This window comes from Sphingobium sp. RAC03, from assembly GCF_001713415.1.
In the GTDB taxonomy this organism is placed as follows: Bacteria; Pseudomonadota; Alphaproteobacteria; order Sphingomonadales; family Sphingomonadaceae; genus Sphingobium.
This window is the reverse complement of sequence record NZ_CP016456.1, coordinates 2,743,421-2,760,756: the sequence shown is the minus strand read 5'-3', so window position 1 is coordinate 2,760,756 and position 17,336 is coordinate 2,743,421. Positions and strand designations below refer to the sequence as shown.

Below are 17,336 nucleotides of genomic sequence, written 5' to 3'. Positions count from 1 at the left end.
AAGATAGGGAGAAGATTGCCAAACGCAACCTATTCGCCCTCCCTATTCTCCCCGACGCGTGAACCTGAATACGGTCGCGGGTGGAAAATTGCGCACCGTCTGGCCGACACGCACCACATCCAGCCCCAGCGCCTCGATAACCTCCCGATTGACCGGGTGTCGCATCGAGTAAGTGAACTGCACGAAGCTGCCCCCCGGCTGCAACATACGGAAGGATTCGGACAATATGTCGTGATGCATATAGCGGTCCATCGCCAGCAGCGGCAATCCGCTCACCACCACCTGATAATCGCCCGGTTCCCCCGCCGTCGCGGTCGACACGATCTGCGCGGGGGTTTCCAGCACGGACACCTGCGGAAAATGCCGCCGCAATCCGCGCGCAAAGGCGGGATTAATCTCCACCACCTCAAGCTTTTCGGGCGGCAGGCCGGTCTTCAGGATGGCCCGCGTGAACACGCCCGTTCCCCCGCCCAGTTCCAGCACCCGGCCATCGGTCGGATCGATCTGCGCCACCATCAGCCGCGCGAGATAGCGGCTCGATGGCACGACCGACGCCGTCTGGCGCGGCTTCTGGACCCAGGCGGCCAGGAAATCGAGATATTCGGTGGCGCGGGCGCGAAATTCCCCGCTCGGAAGAGCGATTGCCCGGCTGCGCTTGGGCTTATGCTGCATGGGCGAAATACGACCGCTCTCTATCCATCGCGACTCCCTTAGCGAGCCGGAGCCGTCCCGTCGATTGGCTTTATGAGCGATTTCGAGCCGGGTGATATCACCCGGCGGCTCGGAGCCTTCAGGCCAGCGAAGCTAAATCGCGGTAACCAGAAAGCGTTTCGATGCGTTCTTGCAGCCAATCGGCCACCGCCGCGATCCGCGCCAGCTTGCGCAGGTCGCCATGCATGACCAGCCAGAAGCTGCGCGTAATCTCGACCCGCTCTGCCATCAACGGCACCAACCCTGCGTCACGCCGCCCGATAAAGTCCGGCAACACGCCGATCCCTGCCCCTTCCGCGATCATTCTTTGCTGCATGATGATGCTGGTCGATCGCAAATGCGCCTCCAACCCCGCTTCCACCTCGTCCAGATAATCCAGCTCCGGAGAAAAGATGAATTCCGGCACATAGCCGATCAGCGTATGCCCGCGCAGGTCAGCGGGCGTCTCCGGCCGCCCCGCCCGCGCCAGATAATCGGGCGCGGCATAAAGATGCAGCCGATAATCCCCCAGCCGCCGTACCATCAACCGCCCCCGCTGCGGCCGCGCCAGCATCACCGCCATATCCGCCTCGCGCTTGGAAGGATTAAGGAAACCCGACGCGGTGATCAGGTCCAGCCGGATGCCCGGATGCCGCCGGTTGAAATCGCCCATCCCCGGTGCCAGCACCCAGGTGCCGAACCCCTCCGCCACCGACAGCCGCACTTGCCCCGCCAACGTGCGCTCCTGCCCGCGCATCTCCTCGACCGCCGCCAGCGCCGCGCTCTCGGCCGCCTCGGCATGGCCCAGCAACTCCTGCCCCCGCGCCGTCAGGCTGCGCTCACCAGCGCCCATTTCGAACAATTCGGCATCCAGCGCCTTCTCCAACCGCGCCAGCCGCCGCGCGATCGTGGTCGCGTCGATCCCCAGCGCCCGCGCCGCCGGGGCTACCTTGCGCGCGCGCGCCACCGCCAGAAATACCCGCAGGTCATCCCAATCGAACATGCCGCCCCACCCCTGCAAAATTGCAGGCCACCCATGCATAACTTCCCCATTGCTTGCAATAACGCAAGCAGCCTAGAAGGCGGCAACAATTTGAGAGGATGCCTTCCATGCGTGAGATTTCGCACAAGCTCGCCTTCACCCATGACGCGCCAGCGACACGCTATAGCGACGTGTTCGATCCCAATAATGGCGGCGTCCAGGCGCGCGTGGCGCTGGGCGATGCCGCCCTGCTCGACCTCGCCGTCGCCGCTGCCAAGAAAGCGCAGCCCGCCTGGGCCGCCGTCAACCCGCAACGCCGCGCCCGCGTCATGTTCAATTTCAAGGCGCTGGTCGAAGCGAACATGACCGAGCTGGCCCACTTGCTCAGCTCCGAACATGGCAAGGTGATCGCGGACTCCAAGGGCGACATTCAGCGCGGCCTCGAAGTCATCGAATTTTGCTGCGGCATCCCCCACGTCCTCAAGGGCGAATATACCCAAGGCGCAGGCCCCGGCATCGACGTCTACAGCTTCCGCCAGCCGATTGGCATTGGCGCGGGCATCACGCCCTTCAACTTCCCCGGCATGATCCCGCTCTGGATGTCGGGCGTCGCCATCGCGACCGGCAACGCCTTCATCCTCAAGCCCTCCGAGCGTGACCCGTCCGTGCCTGTCCGCCTCGCCGAACTGTTCAGCGAAGCGGGCCTGCCCGACGGCATCCTCCAGGTCGTTCAGGGCGACAAGGAAATGGTCGACGCCATCCTCGACCACCCGGACATCAAGGGCGTCAGCTTCGTCGGCTCGTCCGACATCGCCCATTATGTCTATAATCGCGGCGTCGCCGCCGGAAAGCGCGTCCAGGCGATGGGCGGCGCGAAAAATCACGGCATCGTCATGCCCGACGCCGATCTCGACCAGGTGGTCAACGACCTGTCCGGCGCCGCCTTCGGCTCGGCGGGCGAGCGCTGCATGGCCCTCCCCGTCGTCGTGCCGGTCGGCGAAAAGACCGCCATTGCGCTGCGTGAAAAGCTCATCCCGGCGATCGAAGCCCTGCGCGTCGGCGTCTCCACCGATGCCGAAGCCCATTATGGCCCGGTCGTCACCGCCGCACACAAGCAGAAGATCGAAAACTGGATTCAGACCGGCGTCGATGAAGGCGCGGAACTGGTGGTCGACGGCCGCGGCTTCACCCTGCAAGGGCATGAGGAAGGCTTCTTTGTCGGCCCCACTTTGTTCGATCATGTCACCACCGGCATGAGCGCGTACAAGGAAGAGATTTTCGGCCCCGTCCTCCAGATGGTCCGCGCCGACAGTTTCGAAGAAGCCGTCGCCCTCCCCAGCCAGCATCAATATGGCAATGGCGTCGCCATCTTCACCCGCAACGGCCACGCCGCCCGCGAATTCGCCGCCCGCGTCGATGTCGGCATGGTCGGCATCAACGTGCCGATCCCGGTCCCGGTCGCCTACCACACATTCGGCGGCTGGAAACGCTCGGCCTTTGGCGACACCAACCAGCACGGCATGGAGGGCGTCAAATTCTGGACCAAGGTCAAGACGATCACCCAACGCTGGCCCGATGGCGGCGTAGGCGACGCGGCGAATGCGTTCGTCATCCCGACCATGGGGTAAGGGGATGGGGGGGGATAGGCACCACCTCTCCCCGCTCGTCATCCTGACGAACGTCAGGATCCATTCGCTCTACGCCAGAGGCGGAAAGCCCAGCATGACGGCCCGATCTTCCCAGAATGGATTATCCTTCTCGATGAGCGCCACCTTCCACGCCCTCTTCCAGGCTTTCAACTGCTTCTCGCGCAGGATGGCCGCTTCCATCGTCTCGGCCATTTCATAATGAACCAGTCGCTTCACATTATAGCGCGATGTGAAGCCGGGAACCGCGCCGGTGCGATGTTGGTGCAACCTACCCATCAAATCAGATGTGACGCCGATATAGATCGTGGCATGACGACCACTGCTCAACAGATAGACGCAAGGTTGACGTTCCATTCGGGGGCCGCGCTAATGGATGCTGACGTCCGTCAGCATGACGGAAAATACAGTATGGACAAGCCATCATGACCCAATTCGACCTCACCGACGACCAACGCGAAATCCAGGAACTCGCGCGCCGCTTCACCGCCGACGCGATCACCCCGCACGCCGCCGAGTGGGACGAAAAACACATCTTCCCCCGCGACACGATCCGCGCGGCGGCGGAACTGGGTTTCGGCGGCATCTACGTCTCCGAAAGCGCCGGCGGCATCGGCCTCGGCCGCCTCGAAGCCGCGCTCATCATGGAAGCCATGGCCTATGGCTGCCCCTCCACCAGCGCTTTCATCTCGATCCACAATATGGCCGCCTGGATGATCGACAGCTATGGCAGCGACGCGCTGAAGGCCGCCTATCTCTCCGACCTCATCCCCATGACCCGCATCGCCAGCTATTGCCTGACCGAAGCCGGCGCAGGCTCGGACGCGGCCAGCCTCAAGACCAAGGCGGTCAAGGATGGCGACCATTATGTCGTCACCGGCTCCAAACAATTCATCTCCGGCGGCGGCGAGAATGAAGTCTATCTCGTCATGGTCCGCACGGGCCAGGAAGGACCGAAAGGCATTAGTTGCCTCGTCATCGACAAGGGAATGCGCGGCGTCAGCTTCGGCGCGCAGGAGCGCAAGCTCGGCTGGCACAGCCAACCCACCGCTCAGGTCAATTTCGACGCCGTCCGCGTCCCCGCCGCCAATCTCGTCGGCGCCGAAGGCCAGGGCTTCGCCATCGCCATGGCGGGCCTCGACGGCGGCCGCCTCAATATCGGCGCCTGCTCGCTCGGCGGCGCGCAGCGCTGCATCGACGAAGCGGTGCAATATACCAAGGACCGCAAGCAATTCGGCCAATCCATCGCCGACTTCCAGAATACCCAGTTCACGCTCGCCGACATGGAAACCGAGCTGCAGGCCGCCCGCACGCTCCTATACGCCGCCGCCGTCAAGGTGACCGACAACGCCCCGGACAAGACCCGCTTCGCCGCCATGGCCAAGCGCTTCGCCACCGACACCGGCTCATCGGTCGTGGACCGCGCGCTGCAACTCCATGGCGGCTATGGTTATCTGATGGACTATCCCGTCGAACGCTTCTGGCGCGACCTGCGCGTCCATTCCATCCTCGAAGGCACCAACCAGGTCATGCGCATGATCATCGCGCGGGACATGTTGCGGGATTAGCCCAGAGCAGGAAGGATAAAACACCGTCATTCCCGCGAAGGCGGGAACCCATCTCCCAGCCTCGCGCCCGTCGATAAGGCCGGAGATGGTTCCCCGCCTTCGCGGGGATGACGAACGGATTTTGAGGAAAAGACATGACCGACCAAGTCCTGACCTTCATCGAAAATAGCATCGGCCGCATCCGCCTCAACCGCCCCAAGGCGATCCACGCGCTGACGCCAGCCATGTGCGACGCGATCAACACCGCCCTGCTCGCCTGGCGCAGCGACGACAGCGTGACCGCCGTGATGATCGACCACAGCGAAGGGCGCGGCTTCTGCGCGGGCGGCGACATCGCGCTCATCGCGAACAGCGCTAAAACGGACTGCGTCGAGGCGGAACGCTTCTTCCATCTCGAATATCAAATGAACCATCTGTTGTTCGTCTATGACAAGCCGATCGTCGCCTTCATCGACGGCATCGTCATGGGTGGCGGCGTCGGCATCTCGCTCCCCGCCCGCTATCGCGTCGCGACCGAACGGACCACCTTCGCCATGCCCGAAACCGGCATCGGCCTCTTCCCCGATGTCGGCGGTGGCTGGTATCTCCCCCGCCTGCCGGGCCGGGTCGGCGCATGGCTCGCCGCCACCGGCGCGCGGATCGACGGCGCGGACTGCGCCGCTATCGGCATCGCGACCCACTATATGCCGTCCGAAACAGTGGACGAGGTCAAGGCCCGCATCCTCGCCGACCCCGCCAGCCTGACCGCCATCCTCGACGCCGCCACGCAAACGCCCCCACCCTCGAAACTCGAAGCCGCCCGCCCCGACATCGACCGCCTCTTCGCCTCGGACAAGGCGGAGGAGATCGTCGCCGCGCTCGACGCCGACGGCAGCGAATGGGCCGCCAAGCAGCGCGCCACTCTCGCCACCAAATCGCCCCAGACGATCAAGGTCGCCCTGCGCCAACTGGTCGAGGGCGCGGCCCAGCCCGATTTCGCCTCCAACATGGCGATGGAATATGGCCTCGCCTGCGCAATCATCCGCCGCCCCGATTTCGTCGAGGGCGTGCGCGCGCTGATCTTCGACAAGGACAACAAGCCGCAATGGACTCCGGCCACGCTGGAGGAGGTGAGCGACGCGATGATCGATGCGATCTTCGTGGCCTTGCCCGCCGACCAGCAATGGACCCCGCTCCCGGCGCTCGCGACCTGATCTGTCCTACACGGCAGGCACCTGCTATGGTCCCCATGCACCTTGCCTGCCCCACGCCGCCCGCTTTCCGATAGGATCAGGGCCGCGCACGAATATGTCCGTTTTTACGGGAAATATGCGAAGTTAAGCAGGAGAGAATAGCATCATGACCCAGACCATCGCCTTCATCGGACTCGGCAATATGGGCGGCGGCATGGCCGCCAACCTGCTCAAGCACGGCTATGCCGTCCGCGCCTTCGACCTGTCGGAAGAAGCACTGGCCAAGGCGCAATCCTTGGGTGCCATCCGCGCCAGCAGCGCCGCCGACGCCGCGACTGACGCCGACGCCGTCGTCACTATGCTGCCCGCCGGCAAGCATGTCGAAAGCGTCTATTCGGGCGAAGTCTATGGCGCGGCCAGCCCCGGCGCCTTGTTCCTCGATTGCTCGACCATCGACGTCGCCACCGCCCGCCGCGTGATCGACGCGGCGACGGATCGCGGCTTCGACATGGTCGACGCCCCCGTTTCCGGCGGCATCGCAGCGGCCAATGGCGGCACGCTCACCTTCATGGTCGGCGGCGCGGATGCCGCCTTCGAACGCGCCAAGCCCATCCTCTCGGCCATGGGCAAGGCGGTCATCCACGCCGGCGGCGCGGGCAATGGCCAGGCCGCGAAAATCTGCAACAACATGCTGCTCGGTGCGACCATGGTCGCCACCTGCGAAACCTTCGCCATGGCCAAGAAGCTCGGCCTCGATCCGCAGACCTTCTATGACATTTCCAGCGTCTCGTCGGGCCAAAGCTGGTCGATGACCAGCTACTGCCCCGTCCCCGGCGTCGGCCCGCAATCGCCATCCGACAATGGCTATCAGGGCGGCTTCGCCGTCGGCCTGATGCTCAAGGATTTGAAACTCGCCACCGAAGCCGCCGCCTCGGTCGGGGCATCCGTCCCCATGGGCAACGTAGCGGAATCGCTCTACCAACTCCTCGCCAACCAGGGCGAAGCCACCCGCGACTTCTCGCTCATGATCGAAATGCTGGAAGGGAAGTAACCCCCTCCGTTCGTTTCGAGCGAAGTCGAGAAACGCTGGCACCGCGCTTGCCGCTTCTCGACTTCGCTCGAAGCGAACGGTTTTGACTGTTACGTCCCCTTCCCCGCCTCGGCCGCCGCCAGCACGCGCAACACATTGCCCGCCCAGATCTTTTGCACATCCGCCTCGCTATAGCCCGCCTTCAACAGCGCCTCGGTGATCCTGGGCAAGTCCAGCACATCCTCCATGCCGACGACCCCGCCGCCCCCATCCCAGTCCGCACCGATCCCCACATGGTCCGGCCCCACGACCTTGAGCGCATGCAGCATATGCGCCATGAAATCATCGAAAGTCGCCCGGTCGGTCTCAGGATAGAGCCGGTCGATCTCCTGCCGCTTGCCCAGCAATTCGGCGCGCTTCTCGGCCGTCATCTTGCCCCCCTCGCGCATCGACGCGAACAGCGCGCCCATCGCCTTCTGCCGCTCCGGGTTCGGCTTGGCCGCCTTCAGATAGGCCCCATAGGCGTTCATCTGAATGACGCCGCCCTTGGCCGCCAGCGCCTTCAACCGATCATCGTCGATATTGCGCGGATGGTCATAGACCGCCTTGCACCCCGAATGGGTCAGCAGCACCGGCGTCGTGGACAAGGCCAGCAGGTCGTCCAGCACCTGGTCCGAACTATGCGAGGCATCCGGCACGATGCCCAGCCGGTTCATGTCCTTGAGCAATTGCTTGCCGAGCGGACTAAGCCCGCCAAAACGCGGCTTCTTGGACGGGTCGGTCGAACTGTCGGCAAACTGGTTATGCGCGAAATGGGCAAAGCCCACCACCCGCACGCCCATGTCGTAGAATGTCTGGAGCAGGCCGATATCCTCGCCCAGCGGATAGGCATTTTCGATCGACATATAGACGACCCGCTTGCCCGCAGCCGCGATCGGCGCCGCGTCCTTCGCCTCCAATGCCAGCGCGAAATTGGCCGGGTCCGCCGCCACCATCTCGCGGATCGACACGCCCCGCATCAGCGCGAAATCGCGCGCCTTGGCAAAGCCCTCGACCGTCAACGGCCCCTGCCCCGTATAGATGGCCCAGAAACCGCCATCCAGCCCGCCCTTCTTCATGCGCGGCAAATCGACCTGGGTATAGTCGCTATGCACCCCATGTTCCTCGTCGATCGACCAGTCCGGCAGGTCGAGCGAGGCGGGCGTGTCGAGATGGCTGTCGAGCGTCAGCAGCTTCTGATGCAATTGCTGCACCTTCTTGGGCACGGCCTGCGCCGACACCGCAACCGGGAGCAGCGCGATCAGCGCTGCCCCCATCATACGTCCAACCCGCATCAGATTTCACCCGAAATGGTGAACTGGAACGTCCGCGGTGACAGCGGCCGGAAGAAGCCATCGCCCGTCACGGTCGAGGAAATATAGGACAGCACATCCTTGTCGAACAGATTGTCGACGTTGAACCGCGCCTTCACGCTCTTGACCGGCCCCAGGCTGAAACCATCGCCGATATCGACATAGGCGCTGAACACGGTGAAGCCCGGCACGCTCGAACCCGGCGAATTGACGAAGGTGGACCAGCGGCGGCTGGTATATTTGCCGGAGATATTGCCCACCAGCCAACTCGCCGGTTCGATCGTCACGCCGCCATTGACGATCCATTTGGCGCTGTCGGGAATGAACTTGCCATCGGTCGCATAGGTCAGGGTGGGCGTGACGATATCGTCCTTGAACTTGGCGATATTATAGGTGGCGCTCAGGTTGAAATAGGCAAGGCCATTGAGTGCGGACGGTTTGAACGTGCCGCTGAATTCCGCGCCATAGGCCGTCACCCGGCCGACATTCTGAAAGAAAGTTTCGGTGACGTTGGTCGTGCCGGGCAGGATGCCCGTGATCGACTGGATGCGATTCTTGAACTTGGTGTAATAGCCCGCCAGCGACGCATAGAACTGCCCCTGGTTGGTGCGGATGCCCGCCTCGAAATTCTGCGACCGTTCCGGCGCAGGAGCAGGCACGACGGCCGCGCTGCTGTTCAGTGCGACCGAGAAGATGTCATCCATCCCCTTGGGCAAGGCCATATTTTCAGCATAGGAGGCGAAAATCTGGGTCTGGTTGTCGATCTTGTAGAGGACGCCCGCCATCGGCAGGAACCCGTCGCCATAGCTGGCCCGGTTGGTCTGCGGTCCCCAGCCCGCAACCCAGACGGGCGCAGCGGCGGTGCCCGCATTGCGATAATAGTCGTTGAAGTCGCGATAGCCGCTTTGGCGATAGTCGATATGCAGTGCCTTGATTCCCAGGTCGAAGATCAGGCTGTCATCCATCAGGGAAATGCGGTCCTTGACGAACGCCTGCGTCGTATGCCGTTCCGACTGATAGTCGCGCCGCGCATAGACGAGTTCGTCCAGGTTGGGCGCGCTGGCGGGCGACCCGTCGGTCGTGTTGAAGCGTGCCTGGGTGCGATTATAGCTGTCGACCTCAGCCCACAGGCCCGCCTCCACGCTATGCGCGCCCATGTCCCAATGGAGCTTGGTGGTCAGGCCATAGCGGTCGCCGCCCACCGTCGATAGACCATATTGCGTACCGCGCGGCGCCGTCAGCGCCAGGCCTGCCGCCGTTTGCCGCGTATATTGCAACAGGCTGTTGGCATAGCTGTCGGGCGACACGCCATAACCGCCCTTATCCTCATAATAGGCCGTCGCTTCGGCCCATACACCATCGGCTATCCCCAGATGGACAGTGCCGCCATAGAGCTTGTCCTTCCGCACGTTGAGCGCGAGATTATAGGTGTAGGTATAGTTGCTGTTGGAAAAGGCCGGGCCGCCCGCCACCGGCGCAAAACCCGGCGTGCTGTTGGGCACGACGGCGATATAGCCACGATCCCGGCCGGTGTTGCCGCCCACATCCGGCGTCGCGGAATTGTAGAGTGTGCGGCTGAGCGTCGGCGAGTCATAGTCGAAAAAGTCGTTCGACACGAATTTGAACCGCGCCCAGCTATCACCGCCCAGATCGGCGTGGAGTTGCGCCTCCCAATGCGCGCGATCGACCGTGCCGACGCCCCGCCACAGGTCGCTGTCCAGCTTGGTGCGGCTCACATAGGCGCGGAAGGGTCCGACCTGCCCCGTGCTGGCGCGGATGAAGGTCCGCTTCAGCCCGAAATCGCCAAAGCTTTGCGACACGAACAGGCCCATATCCTCCTGCGGCGCGATGCTGTTATATTGCACCACTGGCCCCAGCGTCGAATAGCTGGGCAGGCCTACATCGCCTGCGCCGACGGCGGCTTCGACGACGCCCAGATTTTCATTGTCGACATAGCGGAACACCGGGCTGCCGCCGAACGCATCGCTGCGGCCCGTCGGGATGCCATCGACGATGAAGCCGATCTGATCCAGGTTGAACGCGCGGGTCTGGACGCTGTTGCCGAATTCATAGAGGCCCAGCGCCCCGTCGGTCTGCACGTTGAAGCCGGGCAATTGCTCCAGCATTTTCAGGCCCGAAATGCCCGATGGCGCGGACAGCAACGCCTCGCGCGTCACCGCCACGACATTGCTCACCTTATCCTCGCCGATCGCCTCGGACGATTGGGAAATGCGGCGGCCGGTAACGGTGATGCTCGCCTCATCATCGCCGACCGGCTCCTGCGCATGGGCGGCAGGAACCAGGGCTGCGGCAGCACAGGCCAGCAACAGCGCGCGAGTGGACGGACGGACGACAAAATGGACGGACATGAAGAGGCTCCCTGGGTGTCATGAGCCGATCAGGGTGACGCGCAGGGCGTCGCACCTCTCCATATTTCGTTATTCAGTTTCCTTCTGAAACGAGGGTGCTGGGAAAAGCCGCCATCAATCTGTCACAAAATCCGTGCCTGTTGCCGATCCGCCACAGGAAGACACAGGGTATCAGCGGCCCTTCCAGACGCCAGGCCGCTTCTCGACAAAGGCCGTCATGCCTTCCTTCTTGTCCTCGGTCGCGGTCAGGATCTGGAACATGCGCCGCTCGGTCAGCAATCCTTGGGCCAGGCCCGTCTCGAACGCGATATTCACCATTTCCTTGTTCACCATTGCGGCCATCGGCGGCATCGCGGCGATGGCGGCCGCGGTCTTGAGCGCATCGTCCAGCAGCTCGGCGGCAGGCACGATCCGGCTCACCAGCCCCGACCGTTCGGCTTCCTCAGCGCCCATCATCCGACCCGTCAGGCACATGTCCATCGCCTTGGCCTTGCCGACCGCGCGGGTCAGGCGCTGCGATCCGCCCATGCCCGGCGCGACGCCCAGCTTGATTTCAGGCTGGCCGAATTTCGCCGTATCCGCCGCAATGATGAAATCCGCCATCATCGCCAGTTCGCACCCACCGCCCAGCGCAAAGCCAGCGACCGCCGCGATCCACGGCTTGCGGGTGGCGACCACATGGGTCTGCCAGCCGGAAAAGAAATCCTGCAGGAAGAAATCGGCCCCGTCCTTGTCGACCATCTCCTTGATGTCCGCGCCCGCCGCAAACGCCTTTTCGCTACCGGTCAGGACCGCACAATGCTGGGTCGGGTCGGCATCATAGGCGGCAAAAGCGGCGCTCAGGTCGCTCAGCACCTGGCCGTTGAGCGCGTTCAACGCTTGCGGCCGGTTAAGCGTGATCAGCGTGACCGCGTCGCGCTGTTCGACCAGGATCGTTTCATAGGTCATTGCCATCTCCCATTATTGCGTTGCCAATCAAGACCGCATCAATTCCGATAAATCCTCCCTTGCAAGGGGAGGTGGCAGCCCGAAGGGCTGACGGAGGGGTGTCACCCTCTCGATAGCGGGACACCCCTCCGTCTGGCTGCGCCAGCCACCTCCCCTTCCAGGGCAGGATCAATTATCCACTCTGCTCTATGGGCAAGCGACGCCATCCGCCACCCCCTTGCGCCCTAGCATTTCCGCCAAGCCTATCGGCACAGATGCATGAAATCCCGGTCATAGCTTTTGAGGTGCGCACCGCCATCGACATAGAGCGTCTGCCCGGTCACCGCCGTCGCATCGGCCAGATAGAGGACAGCCTGCGCGATCTGCTCGGCCTGCGGCAACCGGCCAAGCGGCATCATCGCTTCCAGCCGGGCCATCTGATCGGGATCATAATCGGGCGTCGCGATGGTCAACCCCGGCGCGACGGCATTGACCCGCACCCTGGGTGCCAGGGCATGGGCGCTGGTCTGCGTCAGCCCCGCCAGCGCCAGCTTGGACAACGTATAGGCCAGCTGATCGCCATGGGGATGGTCGATCCGCTGGTCGAGAATATTGATGATGCAACGATCACCCGTGCCGGCCGGAACCGTTGCGAACGCCTTGGTCAGCATCGCGGGCGCAGCGCAATTGACCGCATAATGGCGCATCAACTCATCAGCCGTCACCGTGTCGATCCGGTCCTGCCCGAACATCGCGGCGCTGTTCACCAAAATGTCAGGCGGACGGCCGAACCGCTCGGCCACCCGCGCGATCAATTCCTCCGCATTTTCGGGGTCGGCGAAATCGACCACGAAGCCGTCCCACTCGGTGCCCTGCGCCTCCAGCGTCAGCGCCAGGTGGGAATCGAGCCGCGTATCATGGCTGCCATGGATCGCGAGCGAATGGCCGGCCTTGGCCAATGCCCCGCTTATGATCCCGCCCAGCCGGCGATGCCCGCCCGTGACCAGTGCCAGCCGCTTGGTCGCCAGCGGCAACGCGCCGACCGCTTCCACCGAAGGCCGGGCGCTGCCCAAAGGACGATAGGGACGTTCCTCTTCGCTCATGAACCGATGAGCTTCAACACTTCCTCGCGCGACTTTTCATCGTCGCGGAACACGCCCAGCATTCGGCTGGTCTTCATGATGACGCCCGGCGTGCGGACGCCGCGCCCGGTCATGCAGCCATGCGTCGCCTCGATCACCACGGCCACGCCCTGGGGTTTCAGATGCTCCCAGATGCAGTTGGCGACTTCGGACGTCAGCCGTTCCTGCACCTGCAAGCGGTTGGCAAAAGCATGCAGCACGCGCGCCAGCTTGGAAATGCCGACCACATAGTCGCCCGGCAGATAGGCGATATGCGCCTTGCCGACGATCGGCGCCATATGATGTTCGCAATGCGACTGGAACGGAATGTCCTTCAGCAACACGACATCGTCATAGCCGCCCACTTCATGGAAGATGCGCGAGAGATGATAGGCCGGGTCATCGCCATAGCCCCGGCAATATTCGCGCCACGCCCGCGCGACCCGCTCCGGCGTTTCCACCAGCCCTTCGCGTTCCGGCATGTCGCCCGACCATCGGATCAACGTGCGGATCGCATCCGCCACTTCGGACGGAACCGGCTCCTTGCCGTTGCCAACGGTTTCCGCATCGGGATCACATGCCATGAACAGCGCCACTCCTTCTTAATTGCCCCGCATATGAGGATTTGATCCTGTAATGGCCAGCCCTTTCGGGATGACTGGACATGGTATCGCACGGGTGGCAAATCGGCACCGAACGGGATCGTGAACGAACAATAATGACCTTCAAACACCTACCTCATGCGCACTGAACGGATCGCCGCCGTGCTTCTGGCCGCGGGCATGTCGTCCCGCTTCGGCGAAGATGACAAACTCATGGCCGACCTGCGGGGCAAGCCCGTCGCAGCGCACACGTTGGAAACCGTCGCCTCCATGGCCTTTGCCGAACTGGTCGCGGTGGTCCGGCCGATCGACGTCGCCCCGGTCCTTCACCGCAAACTGGATCGACGGGGCTATACTATCATCGTCAATGACCGCCCCGAAGACGGCATTTCGGGCAGTATCGTGCGCGCGGTCGAACATCTCATGCCGAACAACAGCGTGCGCGGCATCCTGATCTGCCTCGCCGATATGCCCGACGTGCCGCAAAGCCATTATAACCGCATCTGTCTCGCGGCCGAGGATATCCGTTCGGTCGTTGCCAGCACCGACGGCTTCTCCTCCTCGCCACCCGCCTTCATCGGCCGCAAGCATTTCCCCGAATTGCTGCGTCTGCGCGGGGATCAGGGCGCGCGCGCCTTGCTCAGCCACGGCCTTCAGATCGACACCAGCGTCGGCATCCTGCACGATATCGATACGCCGGAGGATCTGGTGAACAGCGTACCGCCCCTGTCCGACGACTCAGCTTGACCGGGTCGGGTCGGTCATCGCATCGGCCATCTCGCGCGGATCGGGCGCGCGGCTGAGCGGCAGCGATCCGGTCTGCCGTTCCAGCATCCGATGCACCACCGGCGGCACCGGCCCGGTATGCAACGCCCATATAGCATCGCTATTGGCGATGTCGGCGACGGTCCGCCGCTGATTATGCCGCACATAATCGAGCCAGGTCGACACATGATAGCGCTCGATCCACAGTTCAGGATCGCTCAAATCCCGCATCAATGACCAGCCATGCGCCCCATCGCGCCGCCTGATCCGCCGCCGCTCGCTCATCGCGGTCAGGAAGGGCACGACCGATCCGGCAGGAATACGATATTCGATCGTCACGACCACCGGCCCGCTGCGTGGTTCGACCGGCACCGCCGTATCCGGCTCCCGCCACCGGTTCTGCAGGTCCAGATTATCGTCGCCAATCTGCGGCAGCGGGCGCATCAGCCCGATCAGCGCCGCCACGAACTGCACCGCCGCCGACGCATAGAGCGCCTCGACCACGCCCTGGCTTTCGGCCAGCCAGCCGAACAGCCAGGCGCCGATCGCCATCCCGCCAAAAGCGCTCATCTGATAGAGCGAAACCGACCGTGCCACCACCCAACGCGGCGCGGACATCTGCACCGACACGTTGAAGGTCGACAGCGCCGCGACCCAGCCGAACCCCGCCAGCAGATAGCCAAGCAGCGCCAGCCCCAGCCAACTGCTCATGCCGGTGATCGCGGTCCCCAGCGCCAGCATCAGCGCCGCATAGCGCACGATATGTTCGACCGACAGGCGCGCGCGCAGATAGCGGGTCGACAAGGCGCCCGTCACCGCCCCCAACCCGAACGCGCCGCTGGTAAGGCCGAATGTCAGCGCGCCGCCCCCCAATATGTCGCGCGCGACCAGCGGCATCAGTGCCGACACCGCGCTCGCGCCAATGCCGAACACCGCCGCGCGCAGCAGCACCAGCTGGATATTGGGCGACATCGCGACATAGCGAACCCCCGCCCGCATCGCCAAGGCCAACCGCTCGCGCGGCAATATCTTGGGCGGCAGCTCCGGCTCCCAGCGAGACAGGACCACCAGCAGCCCGACATAGCTGACCGCATTGGTCAGGAACGCCGCCGCCGCCCCCGCCGTCGCGACGATGACGCCGCCCAGCGCCGGGCCGACGCTGCGCGCCAAGTTGAAGCCCATCGAGTTCATCGCCACCGCGCTCGGCAAGATCGCGCGCGGCACCATGTCGCCGACCGCCGCCTGCCAGGCTGGCCCGTTGATCGCGGTGGCGCATCCCAGCGCAAAGGTGAAAGCGAGCAACAGCCAGGGCGTCATCCACCCGGCCCAGGCTGTCACCGCCAACAACGCCGACACCACCAGCATCCAGCTCTGGCAGGCGATCATCACCTTGCGCCGGTCCAGATTGTCGGCCACCGCCCCCGCCCATAGCGACAGCAGCATGATCGGCAGCGTCGTTGCCGCAGGCACCAGCGCGATCAGCATCGGCGACGCCGACAGCGAAATCATCATCCACGCCGCACCGACCGACTGGATCAGCCCACCGAAATTGGACGCCAGGCTCGCCATCCAGATGGCGCGAAAGGTGGGGACGGAAAAGGGCGACGGCGCGGGGGGAGACTCGGCGGGGGACACGCCCCCCATGAAGCGGAATTGGATCGCAGCGTCAAACCCACAACGGGCGCAAACTGCCCCTACGTCACGGCCAGTAGGGGTAGAAAAACATATTTCTCGCTTGCACTTTACGTAAACGTAAATACATTCAGTGCCGGTATCCGATGCGCCCGGCAGGGGCGACCCACGGAGAGGAAAGCCACATGGAAGCTTATATTTACGACGCCGTCAGGACACCCCGTGGCCGGGGCAAGCCGGACGGTTCGCTGCACGAAATCACCCCCATCCAACTCGCGACCCAGGTGCTGGAAGCGGTCCGTGATCGCACCGTGATCGACACCGTCGATGTCGATGACGTCATTCTAGGCTGCGTCACGCCGGTCGGTGAACAGGGCGCGGACATTGCCCGCACCGCCGTCCTCAACGCCGATTATGCCCTGACCACGCCCGGCGTGCAGGTCAACCGCTTCTGCGCCTCCGGTCTCGAAGCCGTCAACATCGCCGCTGCGAAAGTACTGTCGGGCGAAGCCCTGTTCGCCATCGGTGGCGGCGTCGAATCCATGAGCCGCGTGCCCATGGCGTCGGATGGCGGCGCGCTCGCGATGGACCCGGCGGTCGCGTACAAAACCTATTTCGCGCCCCAAGGCATCGGCGCAGACGTCATCGCCACCAAATTCGGCATCAGCCGCGACGATGCCGACGCCTATGCCGTCGAAAGCCAGAAGCGCGCCAAGATGGCGTGGGACGAAGGGCGCTTCGCCAAGTCGATCGTCCCGGTCCGCGACGTGATGGGCCAGGTCGTCCTCGACCATGACGAACATATGCGTCCCGAAGCGACGATGCAGTCGCTGGGCGCGCTCAAGCCCGCCTTCACCGCGATGGGCGAGGAAATGCCCGGTTTCGACACCGTCGCCTTGCTGCGCTACCCGGAACTGGAGCGGGTCAACCATATCCACCATGCCGGCAACAGCAGCGGCATCGTCGACGGCGCGGCCGCCGTTCTGGTGGGCAACAAGGATATGGGCGACAAATATGGCATCAAACCCCGCGCCCGCATCCGCGCCATGGCCTCGATCGGCTCTGAACCGCTGATCATGCTGACCGGCCCCGAATTCGTCGCCGGCAAGCTGCTCGCCCGCGCAGGCATGACCACCGCCGACATCGACCTGTGGGAACTCAACGAAGCCTTCGCCAGCGTCGTGCTGCGCTACATGCAGGCGATGAAGCTCGACCACAGCCAGATCAACGTCAATGGCGGCGCGATCGCCATGGGGCATCCCCTGGGCGCGACCGGCGCGATGGTGCTGGGCACCGCGCTCGACGAACTGGAACGATCGGGCAAGGGCACCGCGCTCATCAACCTGTGCGTCGGCGCAGGCATGGGCACCGGCATCATCATCGAGCGTATCTAACCCCCTTCTCCGTTCGCCCTGAGCCTGTCGAAGGGCCTTTCTTCTTGAAGAAAAGTGCAAGGCTTCGACAAGCTCAGCCCGAACGG

15 protein-coding genes are annotated in these 17,336 nt (G+C 63.9%); 6 read left to right on the top strand and 9 right to left on the bottom strand.

What is annotated here, in order from left to right; all coding sequences use genetic code 11:
• Positions 1-42: 42 nt before the first annotated feature.
• On the bottom strand, positions 43-672 hold the full coding sequence (locus BSY17_RS17945) for a class I SAM-dependent methyltransferase (RefSeq protein WP_043148868.1): 630 nt from the start codon (positions 670-672) through the stop codon (positions 43-45).
• A 118-nt stretch (positions 673-790) separates the two neighbouring features.
• On the bottom strand, positions 791-1,693 hold the full coding sequence (locus BSY17_RS17940; RefSeq protein ID WP_069067064.1) for a LysR family transcriptional regulator: 903 nt from the start codon (positions 1,691-1,693) through the stop codon (positions 791-793).
• A gap of 107 nt (positions 1,694-1,800) precedes the next feature.
• Here BSY17_RS17940 and BSY17_RS17935 point away from each other — a divergent pair, with 107 nt between their 5' ends.
• Positions 1,801-3,300 (top strand): CoA-acylating methylmalonate-semialdehyde dehydrogenase, encoded by a 1,500-nt coding sequence (locus tag BSY17_RS17935; RefSeq protein WP_069066486.1) that lies wholly within the window; start codon positions 1,801-1,803, stop codon positions 3,298-3,300.
• A 69-nt stretch (positions 3,301-3,369) separates the two neighbouring features.
• On the opposite strand, the gene BSY17_RS17930 is transcribed toward BSY17_RS17935, so the two are convergent.
• Positions 3,370-3,675, bottom strand: coding sequence for a GIY-YIG nuclease family protein (locus tag BSY17_RS17930; RefSeq protein WP_069066485.1), 306 nt, complete (start codon positions 3,673-3,675; stop codon positions 3,370-3,372).
• Positions 3,676-3,743: 68 nt separating this feature from the next.
• Here BSY17_RS17930 and BSY17_RS17925 point away from each other — a divergent pair, with 68 nt between their 5' ends.
• The 3 genes from BSY17_RS17925 (at position 3,744) to mmsB (ending at position 7,109) form a co-directional block, all read left to right on the top strand.
• Complete coding sequence (locus tag BSY17_RS17925) at positions 3,744-4,886, top strand: acyl-CoA dehydrogenase family protein (RefSeq protein ID WP_069066484.1); 1,143 nt, start codon at positions 3,744-3,746, stop codon at positions 4,884-4,886.
• A 134-nt stretch (positions 4,887-5,020) separates the two neighbouring features.
• A complete protein-coding gene (locus BSY17_RS17920) occupies positions 5,021-6,079 on the top strand; it encodes an enoyl-CoA hydratase/isomerase family protein (protein WP_069066483.1) in 1,059 nt (352 codons plus the stop codon).
• Between the two features lie 145 nt (positions 6,080-6,224).
• Positions 6,225-7,109, top strand: a complete 885-nt coding sequence (gene mmsB, locus BSY17_RS17915) for a 3-hydroxyisobutyrate dehydrogenase (protein WP_069066482.1) — start codon at positions 6,225-6,227, stop codon at positions 7,107-7,109.
• Between the two features lie 89 nt (positions 7,110-7,198).
• On the opposite strand, the gene BSY17_RS17910 is transcribed toward mmsB, so the two are convergent.
• The 5 genes from BSY17_RS17910 to folE form a co-directional block, all read right to left on the bottom strand.
• Positions 7,199-8,422, bottom strand: coding sequence for a dipeptidase (locus BSY17_RS17910; protein WP_069066481.1), 1,224 nt, complete (start codon positions 8,420-8,422; stop codon positions 7,199-7,201).
• Positions 8,422-10,809 carry a TonB-dependent receptor gene (locus BSY17_RS17905; protein WP_069066480.1) on the bottom strand — a complete coding sequence of 796 codons (2,388 nt, stop codon included), beginning with the start codon at positions 10,807-10,809 and terminating at the stop codon, positions 8,422-8,424. The genes BSY17_RS17910 and BSY17_RS17905 overlap by 1 nt, the downstream gene beginning before the upstream one ends.
• Positions 10,810-10,980: 171 nt before the next feature.
• Positions 10,981-11,757 (bottom strand): enoyl-CoA hydratase-related protein, encoded by a 777-nt coding sequence (locus BSY17_RS17900; RefSeq protein ID WP_037480527.1) that lies wholly within the window; start codon positions 11,755-11,757, stop codon positions 10,981-10,983.
• 242 nt (positions 11,758-11,999) lie between these two features.
• Positions 12,000-12,839 (bottom strand): SDR family oxidoreductase, encoded by an 840-nt coding sequence (locus BSY17_RS17895; protein ID WP_069066479.1) that lies wholly within the window; start codon positions 12,837-12,839, stop codon positions 12,000-12,002.
• Positions 12,836-13,441: a GTP cyclohydrolase I FolE gene (gene folE, locus BSY17_RS17890; protein ID WP_037480530.1), complete on the bottom strand. Its 606-nt coding sequence runs from the start codon at positions 13,439-13,441 to the stop codon at positions 12,836-12,838. Before folE ends, BSY17_RS17895 begins: the two co-directional genes overlap by 4 nt.
• Before the next feature lie 156 nt (positions 13,442-13,597).
• On the opposite strand from folE, the gene BSY17_RS17885 reads away from it, so the two are divergent.
• Positions 13,598-14,206 carry a nucleotidyltransferase family protein gene (locus BSY17_RS17885; RefSeq protein WP_069066478.1) on the top strand — a complete coding sequence of 203 codons (609 nt, stop codon included), beginning with the start codon at positions 13,598-13,600 and terminating at the stop codon, positions 14,204-14,206.
• Here BSY17_RS17885 and BSY17_RS17880 read toward each other — a convergent pair.
• The gene (locus BSY17_RS17880; protein WP_069066477.1) at positions 14,198-15,868 is read right to left on the bottom strand and encodes an MFS transporter; all 1,671 of its coding nucleotides are present in this window, start codon (positions 15,866-15,868) and stop codon (positions 14,198-14,200) included. The two genes, BSY17_RS17885 and BSY17_RS17880, sit on opposite strands and share 9 nt — an antisense overlap.
• Before the next feature lie 173 nt (positions 15,869-16,041).
• Here BSY17_RS17880 and BSY17_RS17875 point away from each other — a divergent pair, with 173 nt between their 5' ends.
• Complete coding sequence (locus BSY17_RS17875; protein WP_069066476.1) at positions 16,042-17,250, top strand: acetyl-CoA C-acetyltransferase; 1,209 nt, start codon at positions 16,042-16,044, stop codon at positions 17,248-17,250.
• Positions 17,251-17,336 lie beyond the last annotated feature (86 nt).